General features: G+C 65.4%; 15 protein-coding genes and 1 pseudogene. 11 read left to right on the top strand and 5 right to left on the bottom strand.

Translation table 11 applies throughout. The annotated features are described in order from the left end of the window. Window positions 1-28: 28 nt before the first annotated feature. The 3 genes from AC5P78_RS08680 to AC5P78_RS08670 all read right to left on the bottom strand — a co-directional run bounded on the left by AC5P78_RS08680 (window position 29) and on the right by AC5P78_RS08670 (window position 2,873). Window positions 29-475: a hypothetical protein gene (locus AC5P78_RS08680; protein WP_012480646.1), complete on the bottom strand. Its 447-nt coding sequence runs from the start codon at window positions 473-475 to the stop codon at window positions 29-31. A gap of 424 nt (window positions 476-899) precedes the next feature. Next, on the bottom strand, window positions 900-2,579 hold the full coding sequence (locus tag AC5P78_RS08675) for a type IV secretory system conjugative DNA transfer family protein (RefSeq protein WP_005410127.1): 1,680 nt from the start codon (window positions 2,577-2,579) through the stop codon (window positions 900-902). Between the two features lie 36 nt (window positions 2,580-2,615). After that, on the bottom strand, window positions 2,616-2,873 hold the full coding sequence (locus AC5P78_RS08670; protein WP_005410128.1) for a hypothetical protein: 258 nt from the start codon (window positions 2,871-2,873) through the stop codon (window positions 2,616-2,618). A 129-nt stretch (window positions 2,874-3,002) separates the two neighbouring features. Here AC5P78_RS08670 and AC5P78_RS08665 point away from each other — a divergent pair, with 129 nt between their 5' ends. Continuing rightward, window positions 3,003-3,422 (top strand): HD domain-containing protein, encoded by a 420-nt coding sequence (locus tag AC5P78_RS08665; protein WP_043034643.1) that lies wholly within the window; start codon window positions 3,003-3,005, stop codon window positions 3,420-3,422. Window positions 3,423-3,547: 125 nt separating this feature from the next. Then, the gene (locus tag AC5P78_RS08660; protein WP_005410130.1) at window positions 3,548-4,759 is read left to right on the top strand and encodes an MFS transporter; all 1,212 of its coding nucleotides are present in this window, start codon (window positions 3,548-3,550) and stop codon (window positions 4,757-4,759) included. A gap of 16 nt (window positions 4,760-4,775) precedes the next feature. On the opposite strand, the pseudogene AC5P78_RS08655 reads toward AC5P78_RS08660, so the two are convergent. After that, window positions 4,776-5,255: pseudogene (locus AC5P78_RS08655) on the bottom strand (MerR family transcriptional regulator). An 89-nt stretch (window positions 5,256-5,344) separates the two neighbouring features. On the opposite strand from AC5P78_RS08655, the gene AC5P78_RS08650 reads away from it, so the two are divergent. The 7 genes from AC5P78_RS08650 (at window position 5,345) to AC5P78_RS08620 (ending at window position 10,890) form a co-directional block, all read left to right on the top strand. Further along, on the top strand, window positions 5,345-6,583 hold the full coding sequence (locus AC5P78_RS08650; RefSeq protein ID WP_323157187.1) for an NADH:flavin oxidoreductase/NADH oxidase family protein: 1,239 nt from the start codon (window positions 5,345-5,347) through the stop codon (window positions 6,581-6,583). Window positions 6,584-6,677: 94 nt separating this feature from the next. Further along, the gene (locus tag AC5P78_RS08645; protein WP_414498276.1) at window positions 6,678-7,154 is read left to right on the top strand and encodes a hypothetical protein; all 477 of its coding nucleotides are present in this window, start codon (window positions 6,678-6,680) and stop codon (window positions 7,152-7,154) included. Between the two features lie 133 nt (window positions 7,155-7,287). Further along, on the top strand, window positions 7,288-7,932 hold the full coding sequence (locus tag AC5P78_RS08640; protein ID WP_111197164.1) for a hypothetical protein: 645 nt from the start codon (window positions 7,288-7,290) through the stop codon (window positions 7,930-7,932). An 86-nt stretch (window positions 7,933-8,018) separates the two neighbouring features. Further along, entirely contained in the window at window positions 8,019-8,288 is a 270-nt protein-coding gene (locus AC5P78_RS08635) for a hypothetical protein (RefSeq protein ID WP_005410135.1), read from the top strand. A gap of 124 nt (window positions 8,289-8,412) precedes the next feature. After that, the gene (locus AC5P78_RS08630) at window positions 8,413-8,658 is read left to right on the top strand and encodes a hypothetical protein (RefSeq protein WP_044570470.1); all 246 of its coding nucleotides are present in this window, start codon (window positions 8,413-8,415) and stop codon (window positions 8,656-8,658) included. 97 nt (window positions 8,659-8,755) lie between these two features. Continuing rightward, window positions 8,756-9,004, top strand: coding sequence for a hypothetical protein (locus AC5P78_RS08625; protein ID WP_005410137.1), 249 nt, complete (start codon window positions 8,756-8,758; stop codon window positions 9,002-9,004). Window positions 9,005-9,186: 182 nt separating this feature from the next. Beyond that, entirely contained in the window at window positions 9,187-10,890 is a 1,704-nt protein-coding gene (locus AC5P78_RS08620; protein WP_062607313.1) for an ATP-binding protein, read from the top strand. Between the two features lie 8 nt (window positions 10,891-10,898). Here AC5P78_RS08620 and AC5P78_RS08615 read toward each other — a convergent pair whose 3' ends face one another. Then, a complete protein-coding gene (locus tag AC5P78_RS08615) occupies window positions 10,899-12,422 on the bottom strand; it encodes an FAD-dependent monooxygenase (RefSeq protein ID WP_111197169.1) in 1,524 nt (507 codons plus the stop codon). 82 nt (window positions 12,423-12,504) lie between these two features. On the opposite strand from AC5P78_RS08615, the gene AC5P78_RS08610 reads away from it, so the two are divergent. Beyond that, complete coding sequence (locus AC5P78_RS08610) at window positions 12,505-13,149, top strand: TetR/AcrR family transcriptional regulator (protein ID WP_197596620.1); 645 nt, start codon at window positions 12,505-12,507, stop codon at window positions 13,147-13,149. Between the two features lie 74 nt (window positions 13,150-13,223). Next, entirely contained in the window at window positions 13,224-15,365 is a 2,142-nt protein-coding gene (locus tag AC5P78_RS08605) for a TonB-dependent siderophore receptor (protein WP_049460727.1), read from the top strand. The last annotated feature ends 80 nt before the right edge of the window (window positions 15,366-15,445 follow it).

Below are 15,445 nucleotides of genomic sequence, written 5' to 3'. Positions count from 1 at the left end.
CGGCACGTTCGATGATTTCGAGGTGGACTCAGGTGCCGCTGTTGGAATCAGCGCCCTGTGCCGACGCGGTCGGCGTCGAGCCAGCGCTCTGCACAACGATCTGGTTGCCAACGATGGAGACGGAGATGCCCTGCGCTGCATAGGCCGCCGTCAGATCGATCACGGCCTGCTGAGCGTTGGTGGTATCGATGTTGGAGACCGCGCCGTACAGGGTGAAGTCCGAGCTCAGGCGGTAATCCAGCGTGCGTCCGGAATCCTTGGCCCAGCGCTCGAGCATGGCTTTGAGCGTGCCATCCATCGGCGAGGCCTGGTAGACGTAACTGGAGTACAGCGGGATCTCGGTGGTTGCCGCAGCAAAGCGGTTCACCGGCTTCCAGCGGCCTCCGAAATCGGGAGCGGACTTGGTGGCGCAACCGGCCACCATCAACGCCGCCACTGCGGCGATGGACATTTTCGCGATAAACGCCTGATTCATACGGGCTTCACTTTGACGTACGAAAAAGCAGTCCCGAGCATTGGTCCCCTGGTCGTCCGGCGCTGCGTCGCGCACGCCGGAATCGGAGCGACGCACTGACTGGCAGCACACCCACTCCGGCTCCCCTGCAGCCAACGGCTGCCAACCAAGTCGCGGGGCCGCCAGACACTGCCGGCGACACACCCGCATACCTCACCAACGTCGAAACCATCCATGTTTCATGGCACAAACTCCTGGCCACCCTGCTCTACAACATCTGCCATCCATCACACATTTCTGAACGGCATGCACAGGGTCGCACAACCACGCGTCAATTCCATGTCAGACAAGTCTGAAAATCTATGAACAAATGCCGAATTCTTGACTCAACTCACGTTTTCACGTCAGTGAATATGAATCTACGTCACAAATTTAACGACGTGAATTAGACGTTAAGCATGGGAACGTCGACTTTCGGCAGCAGCCGCGAGGTGAAGTAGCGATCCTTGTAGTAGCGGATCTTGTCGCATTTCACCGGATGCGGTATGCCCTCGTACAGGAACACTTCCTTGTCCGGCCCCATCGCCTTCAGCTCCTGCGGCAGCATCAGTGCCCGCCGCTCCTCGGTGAAGCTGTGGGTCTTCTCGCGGGCGTGCGTGACGTTCTTCTTGCGGATGGTGGTGTAGCCCAGCATGTCCGAATAGTCGTTGGCGTCCTGCTGCTCGCGCGGCGCGTACAGGATCTGCAGCGCGTGGTTGGTGATGATCGTGCGCGAGACTTCCCGGCCGTAGGTGGCATCGAGCTGGGACATGCTCTGGATGATCGGCAGCAGGCGGATGTTGTAACCGGCCATGTAGGACACCGCCGAGGCGATGATCTCGACCTTGCCGATCGAGGTGAATTCGTCCATCAGCAGCAGGCACTGGTACTTCAGGTCCGGGTTGGACTTGGGCAGTTCCTTGGTGTTGAGGTTGATCAGCTGGCTGAAGAACAGGTTGATGATCAGCCGGCTCTCGGCCAGCTTGTTCGGCTGGATGCCGATGTAGATGGTCATCTTCTTCTTGCGCACGTCGGTCAGCAGGAAGTCGTTGCTGCTGGTGGCCTTGTCCAGCACCGGGTTGATCCAGGGATTGAGCGGTTCCTTGAAGGTGCCCAGGATCGAGGCGAAGGTCTCGTCGGCCTGGGACAGCATGTTGGCGAACGCCGATCGCGCGTTGCCACTGAGGAATGAACGCTCCGACAAGGCCTTGAGGTACTTCTTCAGATCGGTGCCATCGCCGGATGACAACCGGTAGACAGAACCCAGCGTCGGCGTGCCCGAGCCGCCCGGGAAGCCGCTGCTGCGCTCGTCGTCCCAGTTTTCGAACAGATACAGGGTGAAGGCCATGAACGCGTTGCGCGCCTGGCTGACCCAGAACTTCTGGTCCTCGGCGCCGTCCGGATACAGCATCGCGGCGATGCTCATCAGGTCCGACACCCGGAATGCCGGATCATCGGAGACATAGCTGAGCGGGTTCCAGCGGTGCGTGCGCCGATCCTCGGCGAAGGGATTGAACAGGTAGATCTCCTGGCCCTGGCTGGCGCGCCAGCCGCTGGTCAGGTCGAAGTTCTCCTGCTTGATGTCCAGCACCACCAGCGATTCGCCGTATTCCAGCAGGTTCGGGATGACCACGCCCACGCCCTTGCCTGAACGGGTGGGTGCCGCAAGAATCACGAACTGCTGGCCATCCAGCCGCACCAGTTTGCCGCCATGGCTGCCGACCACGATGCTCTGGCCGGTCTTCTTGAACATGCCATGCCTGGACAGGTCGGCGCCGGTGGCGAAACGCGCGTCGCCATGCAGCGAGCGCTTGTCCTTCTTCAGCAGCAGCACCAGACCGGTCACCAGCAGGACCAGCAGCGGCAAGCCGAAGCCCACGTAGCCGGCCCACTTGATCTTGCCCACGAACGGCGCAACCTGCGGTTGGCCGATGGCGTGGTAGTACTGGTAGTACGTGTTCCAGGTGAACAGCTTGGTGTCCAACCCCAGGAACAACAGGGTCAGGTAGCCGGAAAACACGAAACCAAGCAGCAGGGTCGCCAGCGTGACGATGGCGATGAGCAGATACTTCTTACTGGGCAACACCCGAATCCTCCATGATGCGCACGAGGGCGCGACGGCCTAGCGGCGGCGCCAGCGCGACGCCTTCTTCCGCAGGTTGTTTTCGTTCTCCAGCCCGGGCTCTTCGCCCTCTTCACGCACCCGCTGCAACAGCAGTTGGCGCGCTTCGGCCAGTGATACCAGGTCGGTCAGACGATCCCCATCGTCGGCGACGACCGCATGGCCGACCACATCGCCCGGAGCGTACACCGGCTCGTAGGACACTGCTACCAGCTGATAGCGGCCACGGGTTTCCAGCACATGCCTGAATTCCTGCATCGCATTCCTCCTTGTCGGGGCAACACTGCGTCCCCTGCCCCGCCATGATGCCCATCGCAGTGTCATCGGCGTATGCACAAGCGCTACGGTTTCTGCGCGAAACTGTTGCGGATATCCAAGGAGACTGCAATGGACTGGGTAGCACTTGCACGCACGCTGGCCACCGAGGCCCACACGGGCCAGACGGACAAGGCCGGCCAGCCTTACATCTGCCATGTGGCGCGGGTGGCGGCCGCGGTGCGCGGCGACGATGACGCCGAAGTGGTGGCCTGGCTGCATGACGTAGCCGAAGACTGCCCGGCGTTTGCCGCACGGATCGAGGTCTTTCCCGCCCCGCTGCGCGAGGCGGTGCACCTGCTCAACCGCGACGCGGCCCCCGACGCGGACAGCTACTACGCGCGCATTGCCGCCCACCCGCTGGCACTGAAGGTGAAGCAGGCCGATCTGGATGACAACGCCGATCCGCAGCGCCTGGCGATGCTCGACGCGGCGACGGCCGGGCGCCTGCGCGGCAAGTATGCGCACGCCCGGGCAGCGCTGGGCATCTGATCGCGCCGCGCGGTGGCCGGTGGGCGAACGTGTCACGGATCAAACGCTGATTTACCCTGAGTGCTGCTGCCCTTGTTGCGGTGCAGCAGTACAATGACCGGCTCCCCGCCCCCATCGCGCCCCGCATGAGCCCCAACTCTTCCCTGGCTGCGCGGCTGACGCCCCGTCAGCGCACCCTGATCATCCTTGCCCTGTCGCTGGGCGGCTTCGCCATCGGCACCAGTGAATTCGCCAGCATGGGCCTGATGCTGGAGATCAGCCGCGGCCTGTCGATTTCCGAAACCCAGGTCGGCCACCTGATCAGCGCCTACGCCATCGGCGTGGTCGTCGGCGCCCCGATCCTCGCCTTCGTCGGCGCCAGCTTCCCTCGCCGCAAGCTGCTGCTGGCACTGATGGGCTTCTATGCCGTCGGCAACCTGGCCAGCGCACTGGCGCCGAACTACGGCACGATGCTCATTGCGCGTTTCGTCGCCGGCCTGCCGCATGGCGCCTACTTCGGCGTGGCGATGCTGGTTGCCGCCGCGATCAGCCCGGCCGGCCAGCGCGGCCAGGCGATGTCGCGCGTGTTGCTGGGCCTGTCGATCGCGATCCTGGTCGGCAATCCGCTGACCACCTGGCTGGGCCAGCAGCTGAGCTGGCGCACCGCCTTTGCCCTGGTCAGCGTGCTGGCCATCGCCACCGTGGCGATGATCGCGCGCTTCCTGTTGCCGGACCCGGACGAGGTCCGTACCTCGCCGATGCGCGAACTGCGCGCCTTCAACACCACCCAGGTGTGGCTGGCGCTGGCGATCGGCGCCGTTGGCTTCGCTGGTATGTTCTGCGTGTTCACCTACCTGGCACCGACCCTGGTGCAGGTCACCGGCGTGGCCGAATCGTGGATGCCGCTGGCGGTGGGCGTGTTCGGCATCGGCGCGATCATCGGCAACATCGCCGGTGGCTGGCTGGTGGACAAGTTCCACTTCAAGGCCGCCGCGGTGGTGCTGCTGTGGTCGATCGTGATGCTGCTGCTGTATCCGCTGGCCGCGCAGTCGGTGTGGACGATCGGTCCGATGATCATCACCGTCGGCACCATGGGCGCGCTGGCGGCGGTGCTGCAGACGCGCCTGATGGACGTGGCCGGCGAAGCACAGACCCTGGCCGCCGCCTCCAACCATGCCGCCTTCAATACCGCCAATGCGCTGGGGCCGTGGCTGGGCGGCATGGCGATCAGTGCCGGCTTCAGCCCGGCCAGCACCGGCTATGTCGGTGCCGCCACCGCCATCGGCGGCCTGCTGCTGTGGTGCGTGGCGGTGATGCTGGACAGGAAGCGCAAGACAGCCGGCGTGGGCAGCCACTGACCTTCGCGCCGGATTGTCAGCTGCTGCCCGCGCGGCGGCGGCGATCCGGCCGCAGCAACGCCGTATCGCCGGCCGCAAGTGTCGGGCGCGCCAGCTCACCGCGCTTGACGCGCTCCAGCACCCGCCGCGAGTTGGCCGCGCAGTCGATGCCCTCCGGCCGCGCCTGGATGTCCTCGATCAGGGCCAGCAGGTGCGCCCGGCTCTCTGCCAGCCGCAACTGCAGCGCCTCGATGTCGGCCACCTTCTGCTGCAGCATTGAGATCAATGCGTCGTGCTGCCACTGGCCCATGTCCGGTGGCAGCAAGGCGCGTATCTCCTCCAGGCTGAAGCCGGCGCGCTGCGCACCGGTAATCAGCTCCAGCAGCAGCACCGCCTACTCCGGGTAGTCGCGGTAGCCGTTGGCCTGCCGCTGGACGACCAGCAACCCTGCCTCCTCATAGAAGCGGATGCGTGACGCCGCCAGGCCCGTGCGGCGGGCCAGCTCACCGATCTTCATCTGCCTGAATCCTCGACATCGGAACCCATTGACCTTCAATAAAACTTGAAGGTTAGCGTAGCGCCATTCCCCTGTCCTGGAGCTGTCCCATGTCGCTGTTCTCGCCCCTGGCGCTGCCTTCCGGCGCCCTCATCCGCAACCGCATCGCCAAGGCGGCGATGGAGGAGAACATGGCCGACGCCGACCACGCCCCCTCCGAAGCGCTGCTGCAGTTGTACCAGCGCTGGGCCGACGGCGGCGCCGGACTGATCATCACCGGCAACGTGATGGTCGATGGCCGCGCCATGACCGGCCCCGGCGGCGTGGTGCTGGAGGACGATCGCCACCTGGAGCGTTTCATCGCCTGGGCCGACGCCGCGCGCTCGCGCGGGGTGCAGATGTGGATGCAGATCAACCACCCCGGGCGGCAGATGCCGGCCGCGCTCGGCCAGCCGGCATTGGCGCCTTCGGCGGTCCCCTTGGACATGGGCGCACTGTCCAAACAGTTCGCGCCGCCGCGGGCGATGACCGAGGCGGATATTGAAGACGTGATCGCTCGCTTCATCCGCAGTGCCGAGCTGGCCGAGCGCGCCGGTTTCAGCGACGTGGAGATCCATGCCGCGCACGGCTACCTGCTCAGCCAGTTCCTGTCGCCGCTGTCGAACCGCCGCGATGACCGCTGGGGTGGCAGCCTGCAGAACCGTGCGCGCCTGCTGCTGGAGATCGTGCAGGGTGTGCGCGCGACGGTGGCGCCCATGTTCGTGGTGGCGGTGAAGCTCAACTCCGCCGATTTCCAGCGCGGCGGCTTCTCGCCCGAGGACGCGCGCGACGTGGTCGAGATGCTGGCGCCCCTCGGCGTGGATCTGGTCGAACTGTCCGGCGGCAGCTATGAAGCACCGGCCATGACCGGCGCCGCACGCGACGAACGCAGCGTGGCCCGCGAAGCGTACTTCCTCGAATTCGCGCGCGAGATCGCCACGGTGGCAACGATGCCGCTGATGGTCACCGGCGGCATCCGCCGCCGCGAAGTGGCAGAGCAGGTGCTGGCCAGCGGCGTGGCCATGGTCGGCATCGCCACCGCGCTGGCGATCGAGCCGGATCTGCCGCAGCACTGGCAGCAGGGCCGCGATCCGGTGCCGACACTGCGCGACATCAACTGGCGCAGCAAGCCGCTGGCGGCCAGCGCGCACATGGCCGCAGTGAAGTATCAGCTGGGCCGGTTGAGCCGGCGCCGCCCCACCGCACCCACGGTCTCACCGGTATGGGCCCTGCTGCTGGCACAGGCGGCCGCAAAGTGTCGGACCCGCCGCTACCGGCGCTGGATCGGCGCCCGCGCCGTCGCACACTGAGCCGCGCGGTCTTCTCATCGCCGCAGCGATGCTCCACCATCTGCAGGATCGGCGGCAGTTCCGCCGCCGGTCGCAGCATGGAGACGGAACCCACGTGGCAGCAGGATCGACCAGGAAACGGGAGAAGCTGCTCGATGACCTGCTCTCGCTGGGCCGTAACTGGGCGCTGGCGATTGCCATCGGAGGTGCCGGGGCAGCAGTTCACTACAGCGAGTCGGTGTACGAAGCAGGACTCTGGCGAGGCCTGCTGCCTACCATCTGCTTCCTCGTCGCGATCATCTGGATCGTGCTCAGCATCATCCGCTTCGACCTGACCCTCCAGCAGCACTTCGAGCGCAAGCGCACGCGCTGGCTCAGCCGCCTGCTCTATGTCGTGCTGCTGGGTACCGGCATCACCGCCGTGTTCTTCGTGACCGAACTGGCGTCCAACAACCACATCGCAAGGATGTGCGACGCCGTGGCCAACGAACCGGCCAGCCGGATCCACCGGTCCACCGAGTGCCAGCGCCTGTACCAGCATCGGGCGGCGTACCGGCAGCGGTTGGAATCGGCCGAGGGCGAGTTCGACTGAGCAGATGCATGGGCGAAGGCGCACGAGGACTCACACAGGGGTCCAGCAAGGGTGGATTCGAAATAGTTGTATGGACTTCATTGCAACGCGACGCCACGCTTTCTTGCCAGAATGCCGTGATCGAACGCAGTCCATGAAGTCACCCACCGCCCGCTCCCGTCTCCCCGCCCGGCCGCGGAAAATCGGCAGCGAAGTACGCATCTTCAGGCGCTATCACCAGTACGCCATCGTTGCCGCCGGAGCCGGACCACTGGCAATACTCCTGTTTGCCGTCGCACCCGAACTTGGGCCGCTTCCGGCACTGGGCGCCGCAGCGATTTTCACGCTGTCGCCGCTGATTCTCGGCTTCGTTGTCTATTCCCCACAACGGGACCGGGTGGTACTGGAACAGGATCGTCTGGTATTCCAGCACCGTCCTCCTCTCCCGTTCAAGCAGATCCGGTCCTACAACCTGGACGATCATGTCGATCTGATCCTGATCGATGGACCGAGCGTGCTGCTGCAGCGCACGCGGGCATCGATGCATGATTTCCCAACCTTCCGGGACGCACTGGCAGAGGCGCTCGCAGATCGGCCCGCCAACGCTGCCGCGGCTCCGCAACGTCGCCACTTCTTCGGTGCCTGGCCCGCACGCGTTTGGGGTGCGGGCCTGTTGCTGGCGACGGCGGCACTGGTGATCACGGGCGTACTGCATGGCTGGCCGTTGTACAGAGCACCGATCCTTGGGATCGTGCCCGTGGTGGGCATTGGGCTATTGCTGTCGCGCCGCCGTCACTGATCACGCCGTCGGCGAAGTACACATGGCGTGGATGTGTATTCGGGCACAGTACGCGCGCCGCTCACGCTTGCAACCATCCAGCCACCATGCTCCACGCGCCTGCCCCCGCACATCACGATGCCATCGCCCTGCAGGCGGGCGTGCTCGGCAGCGTGTTGGGCGTGGCTCTGTACAAGGCCATCGCGTTGTCGGCGCTGGCGACCGGATCCTTGATCGTGATCGGGCTGTGGCTGCTGGCCTGCGCGCTGCTGGCTGCCTGGGCACTGGCCGCCTGCCTGGCCTGCCTTGCGCTGAGCCGGCGCGTATTCGTGCTGATGCTGGCGCTGAGCATGATCCTGATGATCTGCGTCGCCTGACAGCAGCAGGCGCCGGACCATCGCGCATCTGTTACAGAATAACAAGTGCAATTGGACGGATTGCTCGTGCCCGGGGTCACGTATTTGAATTCCATGGCCAGCCCGGCACCACCCGAGACCCCCCATGACCCTGCAGCCCCTGCTTCGCGCCTCCCTCACCGCCATTGCCCTGGCCACGCTCAGCGCCTGTGCCACGTATGACGACAGCAACATGCACCAGGCCTGCCAGGAGTCGCCGCATCTGAAGGACCTGCCACCCGAAGTGGCTGCCCGCGAGAGCCGCTGCAACAAGAGCATGGAAGTGTGGTCGAGCGAGCGCAAGGGCAGTGACAGGCCGATCGACCTGAGCGGCAAGAAGAAGGATCTCTGAGCCGCCGGGCATCTTGATCGTTCCAATGCATGCGGATGACCAGCCCGTCACGATCGGGGGGGCAGGATAAGGCCTCCCCATCACGACGACTTTCCCGATGCCGGCCACTGGTCACCCTGTCATCCATGCCTTTGAAGCTGTGTTCGACCTGTCTGGCGGGGTGGAGCGCATTACGGCGCTCACTGTCATCTGCCGGCATTGCTCTGAAACCCGCTCGGCCAGCGAAGACAATCTGGTCCAGCTGCCGGGCGGCGCCTTGTTCCGCTGCGACGGATGCGGCAGTCATCAGGCGGTGAGCCATGCGCGGGTTGCCGATTGGCAGGTGAATTCGCTTCTGGGTGTCTGAGGCTGCAATACGACGGTGCCACGACGCAGGCTGTTGGCGCAGGGATGATGGTGCAGTCAGAGGGCGCCCCGTGAGTCACCTCGTGCGCCGCGCAGGGCCGATGACAGCCAGGGCAAAGGAGCTGTGCAGGGCGCAATGACATCACCTCGGCTAAGCTGCGGCACCTTTCTTCGCGCACGGCCATGCATCCCTTCCCCCTTCCTGTCTCGGCACCCGATCAACTCGCCTACCGACTGCTGCAGGACAGCGACTGGGCCCGTTCCGCCGACGCGACCAACGCTCCTCCCGAACTTCGCGCTCTGCTGGCGATGATCCTGGATTCTCCGGAGCCGCTGTGGATCGCATGGGGCCGCGACAACAAGGCGTTCTTCTTCAACGATGCCTACCTGCCGATGCTGGGCGGCAAGCTGCACGGCGCCATGGGCAGCCGATTGGAAGACGTCTGGGCGGACGTCTGGGCCGACGTCGTCGATGCTGTCAACGACGCCTTTGGCGGCACGAGCCGCAGTTTCAAGAACATGCCGTTGATGATGGACCGTGATGGCACGTTGCGCGAGACATTCTGGACGTTCTCCTACTCGCCGCTGCGTGCCGGTTGCGGAGGCGTGGCCGGCATCATCTGCATGGTCAGCGAGCAGACCGAGCGGGTGATCGAACGCGACCGGCACACCCGCCAGGTAGCGGCCATCACCGAGCAGGCACGCGAGGCCCATCTTGAACTGGTACGCGCCCGCGAACAGCTGCGGCAGTCGCAGAAGCTGGAGGCCATCGGCCAGCTGACCGGCGGCGTTGCCCACGACTTCAACAATCTGCTGCAGGTCATCACCGGTTCCGTGGACATGCTGCTGCATACCTGGCCGGCCGAAGATGCGCGCCTGCGCTATGTACAGGCGATCGAAACCGCCGCTGACCGCGCCACTCGCCTGACCGCCCAGCTTCTGGCGTTCTCGCGCAGGCAGAGCCTGTCGCCGCAGGTATTCGACCTCTGCGAGAGCGTACGCGCGCTTTCAGACATCATCACCACAGTGCTGGGTGCACGCATCTCCGTGTCGGTGAACCTGCCCGACGCCCCGTTGCCGGTGCTGCTGGACCGGACCCAGCTCGACACCGCACTGATCAACATCGCGGTGAACGCGCGCGACGCCATTGACGGCCACGGCAAGGTGACGATCGATGTGGAACAGCTGACATCGGTGCCTTCCGTACGGTTCGCGGCGCCGATGAAAGGCAACTTCGCTGCGATCAGCGTCAGCGACACCGGTGCCGGCATCGATCCGTCCGTGGTGGACCGGATCTTCGAGCCATTCTTCACCACCAAGGGAGTGGGCGCGGGCACCGGGCTTGGCCTCAGCCAGGTGTTCGGCTTCGTCAAGCAGTCCGAGGGCGAAGTGGACGTACAGAGCCAGGCCGGTGTCGGTACGCGCTTCACGCTGTATCTGCCGCTGGCGCAGGCAAACGCCTCCATCGAGCTGCCGACCGCGCAACCGGGATTGCTGCATGGTCACGGATTGTGCGTGCTGGTGGTGGAAGACAATGTGGATGTGGCCGAATTTGCAGTCGGTGCGCTGCGCGAGCTTGAGTACAACGTGGTACTCGCGCGCAATGCCGACGAAGCACTGGCGGAGCTCGAGCGCGACGCTGCGCGTTTCCACGTGGTGTTCAGCGACGTGGTCATGCCCGGGACCAATGGGCTGGATCTGGCCCGCACCATCCGCAGCCGCCTGCCCGATCTTCCGATCATTCTCACCAGTGGCTACAGCGAACTGCTGGCCCGCGATCCAGGCCACGGTTTCACGCTGCTGCGCAAGCCCTACTCACTGAAGCAGCTGGCCTTGGTGATGACCGAGGCCAGCTGTCGCTCGCAGACGATGGTGACTGCGCATTAGCGGGCAGATCACCGGGTCGGACCGGTCCAGGAAGCAAGCGCTGAATCGAGGCCGGACATATCCCCCCGTGTGCCACAGGCCCAGGCAACGATGCCATCCGGGCGCACCAGCACCGCCCCCAGGCCCGACGCCACATCCCCGGTATCTGCGGCGCAGGCGATGGATGGCTGCCAGCGTTGGCCATGCTGCGGCGGCGAAGACGCCGGGTCGAAAACAAGCAGCGCCGCCTGCCCCGCTCTCAGCAGTTCGCCCAGGCGGCGGCCATCGACCAACCGGAAATCCGGCGCGCTCCTGCCGACCAGCGGGTGGTCTCCGTCAAGATCCAGCTGCTGCGAAACACCCCAGATCCGCTCGGCCAGATACGTGGCCCCATCGCGGGTGCCGGCCAGGTCGGCCATGATCGCTGCCAGTGCGCGCGACCCGGGCCCGGGTCGCATCAGCGCAACCTGCGCGCGCGACCAGTCCAGGACCCTGGCACCCACCGGATGGCGCTCAGCCTGATAGCTGTCCAGCAGCGCCTCATCGGCCTTGCCCCGCGCCACGGCGGCCAGCTTCCAACCGAGGTTCATCGCATCGCCGATGCCGAGGTTCAGTCCCTGGCCGCCCAACGGCGAATGCATGTGCGCGGCATCACCTGCCAACAGCACACGTCCGCTGCGATAGGCCGTCGCCTGGCGCGCAGCATCGGTCCATGTCGTGGCCAGGTGCAATGCAGTGATCGTTGCCTCGCAGCCAGACACCCGCCGCAGCAACGCTTGCGCGGTGTGCCGGTCCAGTGGCGTGCGATGGCCGGCGCCACCATCGAAATCGGCCAGCGCCAGCATGCCTGGCGGGTTGAAATTGCACATCCCGTGATCGGTGAACTGTCGGCCTGGTGTGAGTACACACCCATCTGCCAGTTCGACCAGCAGCGTGTACCCGGTGAACTCTGGCCCGGTTCCAGCAAAGAGGAAGCCCGATTGCTTGCGTACCGTGCTGCGGGCCCCATCACAACCGACCAGCCAGCGGCTGTGGACCATGCCGAAGCCGGTGTGCACGGCAACCTGCGCCTCGTGCGCATCCACCGCCTGTACCGCACGCCCGCGTTCGATGCGCACGCCCAGCGCAGTCGCACGTTCGGCAAACACCGCTTCCAGGGCCTGCAACTCCACCGCCATCTGGGTGCCCGCCGGTGTCGGCAGGCGCCAGCTCCAGCGCGCCTGGTCCACATCGTCCAGTGCAAATGGAATGCCCGCGAAGTGACCACCCAGCGCACGCGGCTGCGCCAGCCAATGGGCGGTGCCGGGCGGCGGCGCTCCCTTGTCGGGCTTGAGCACCTGCGTCGCGGCGACCGCGTCCAACAGGCCGCGCCGATCCAGTGCCTCCAGCGTGGGGGCGTTAAGGCCGCGCAGCCCGAATGGCAGGCGCTTCAACGGCGAACCGGCGGACCCGGCCTGTTCCAGCACCAGCACCGAACACCCGGCCAGGGCCAGTTCGCAGGACAGGAACAGGCCAACCGGGCCAGCACCGGCAATGACGACGTCGTACAGCATCGAGATTCCTTGTGAGCGCCGGGTCGGCGCTCTGGCGGGTCAAATGTTACACTCGGTGTACGTTTCCACAAGTGAACCGCCCATGACCCCGCCTCCTGGCCGCCGCGAACAACGCAAGGCCGTGACTCGACAAACGATTTCGGACGTCGCCACCGAGCTGATCATCCGGCGCGGCTTCGAGGCCGTCTCCATGTCCGAGATCGCCGAAGCCGCGGGCGTCTCACGCAAGACGGTCTTCAACTACTTCGCCAGCAAGGAAGACCTGGTGTTCGATCGCGATGAGGAGGCGCGCATGCTGCTGCGCGAGGGCATGATGGCGCGCAGCGCCATGACCCCGCTCGCGGCCTTCCAGTCACTCGTGCGTGAGTTGCTGGAGGCCGGCCATCCGCTGCTGCGCATCAATACCGGCGCTGCCGCCTTCTGGGGCACCGTGGCCGAGAGCCCGGTACTGGTCGCGCACGCGCGACGCCTGCAGGCGCAGTTAACTGACGATCTGGCGCGATTGATGGCCGACGCTGTCGGCCGGCCAGCACATGACGCCGAAGCGCGATTGGGCGCGGCCATGCTGCTGGCGTCGATGGTGGCGGCCTATGAGAAAGGACTGGCAAGCCAGCTTCAGCACGAGGACCCGCGCGAGGCCATGCTGCAGCTGATCGTGCGCGGTGCCACCGGGGTGCTGGTGGCCCTGGCGGGTACCCCGTATACGGATCCCGGCGCGCGTCCATAGCGCATTCGGGGGATGGGCTTCGAAGTGTTGCAAATGCTAATCTTTCTCATTTGCAGACACATGACCCTCCCCCAATGCCCCTTTCCACGCCCCTGCAGCGCAGCCTCTGCCTGGCACTGACCCTGCCCCTGGCCGCCCTTGCCCATGCTGCCGAGCCCTCGACGACCACGCCCAAGGACCTGGACAAGGTCGAGGTTCGCGGACGTGCACAGACGCTGTATCGGGTAGACGATGCCGCGGTCGGTACCCGCACGGATACACCCCTGGAGCTGGTCCCACAGTCGATCCAGGTCATCCCGCGTGAACTGATCGACGACCAGGCCGCGCGCCAGGTGACCGACCTCTATCGCAGCATCAGCGGCATCAGCTATTTCAGCTATGCCGGGGTGACCCTGCGCGGCTTCCGCCAGGAGAACGTGCTGTATGACGGCCTGCGCGGCGACCCGTACGCAGGATTTTCGGTGCCGCAGCTGTTCAACATCGAGCGCGTGGAAGTGCTGAAGGGGCCGGCAGGCGCACTGTATGGCGGGGGTGATGCGGGCGGTGTCATCAACTACGTGACCCGCAAGCCGAAAGCCAGCGACGAACGCCGCATCGAGGTCCAGCTCGGCGACAAGGACTTCCGTGCCGGATCGATCGAGGGTACCGGGCCGTTGAATGCCGCCGGCAGCGTACGCTATCGCGCCGGGCTCTATGCCGACAGTGAACAGGGCGTGCGCTGGAACACCGACAGCGAGAGCGTGATCGGCGACGCCTCGCTGGCCTTCGACGTTGGCCAGACCGGCGAGCTGGTGCTGCAGTTCACCGACATCACCCAGAACCTTGGCGGCAACCGCCTGCGTGGCGTGCCGGTCAACGATGCAGGCACGTTCCTGACCGACCGCCGCTGGAACCACAACGAGGCCAGCGACTTCCTCGACATGCGCGCCAAAGTGGCGCTGGCGCAGTACCGTTTCGCGCCGAGCGACACTCTGGACCTGGACTTCGCCGCCCGCTGGTTCAGCAACAACGAACACCAGATGTACCACGAGCCGATGGGCCTGATCGATCGTGACCGCGATGGCGTGGCCGAGTGGATGACCCGCCAGCTGCGCAACCAGATACGCGACAACGAAGCATTCACTGCCAACGGCAATGCCGTCTGGCGGGTGGCCACCGGCACGGTTGAGCACAAGGTGCTGTTCGGCGCCGATGTGTACCAGCTGGATGCGGATTTCACCGCACAGACCGCGAACAGCGCTGACCTTGCGCGTGGCGCCGGGCCGGTGCGCGGCATCGACCTGTTCAATCCCGTGTACGGCGCCAGTACCTGGCACGACTACAACCTGGCGGCCCTGCCCTGGCGCAGCACATCCACCCGCAGCAAGCGCCATGGCGGCTACCTGCAGGACGAACTGGTACTGGGCCCGCGCTGGCATTTGCTGGCCGGGGTGCGCTGGGATGGCTTCAAGGATGAGGATCGCATCACTGGCAACAGTGTGGATGGCAACGATCTCAGCTGGCGGCTGGGCAGCACGTTCACCGTGCGCGAGGGCCTGAACGTCTACGCCAACGTCGCCAGTGGTTTCGTGCCGCAGAGTGCCGCCAACCAGAACCCGGCCGCTGGCGGACCGTTCGATGCCGAGCGCAGCAAGCAGTGGGAAGTAGGCATGAAGTCGCTGCTGGCCGACCGTGTGGCCTTGAACATGGCGGCCTACCGGATCGACCGCAGCAACATCGTGCAGGCCACCGGCGAGGTGATCGGTGGCGTGAACCAGTTGGCCGCGCTGGGCCTGGTACGCAGCACCGGCATGGAGCTTGACCTGCTGGCCGACCTCAGCGAGCGCTGGGTGCTGAATCTGACGTACGCATACAACGATGCGCGGGTGAAGGACGCCGGCCCGAATGGCATCACCAACGCCTCAGGCGACCGATTCGCCAATGCGCCGCGCAACAAGCTGGGGTTGTGGACGCGTTATGACCTGCCGGCGATCAACTCCGCCATCGGTTTTGGCGCGGATCACGTCGGCGAACGCGTCAGCCTGGATGGGCAGACCGTCAAGGCCTACACCGTGTTCGACATGAGCTGGAAGACCACGTGGAGGCAGTGGCAGTTCCAGGCCAACGTCAAGAACCTGTTCGACAAAGTGTATGCGGCCAGTGGCTTCATTGAACGCAACGGGCATTTCCCCGGCGATCCACGGCGGGTGTATGTGCAGGCGGCCTACAGCTTCTGACCGGAAGCACGTGTAGCGCTGATCCACTGCCGGCAAGCAGATCGTTGCCTGGCACTGGTCCACGCGCGTCCGAAACCGTC

The sequence above is a fragment of the Stenotrophomonas sp. YJH_SMC_133 genome, from assembly GCF_059370655.1.
Note: the sequence above shows the minus strand (reverse complement) of the source record. Positions and strands in the feature narration are given on the sequence as shown.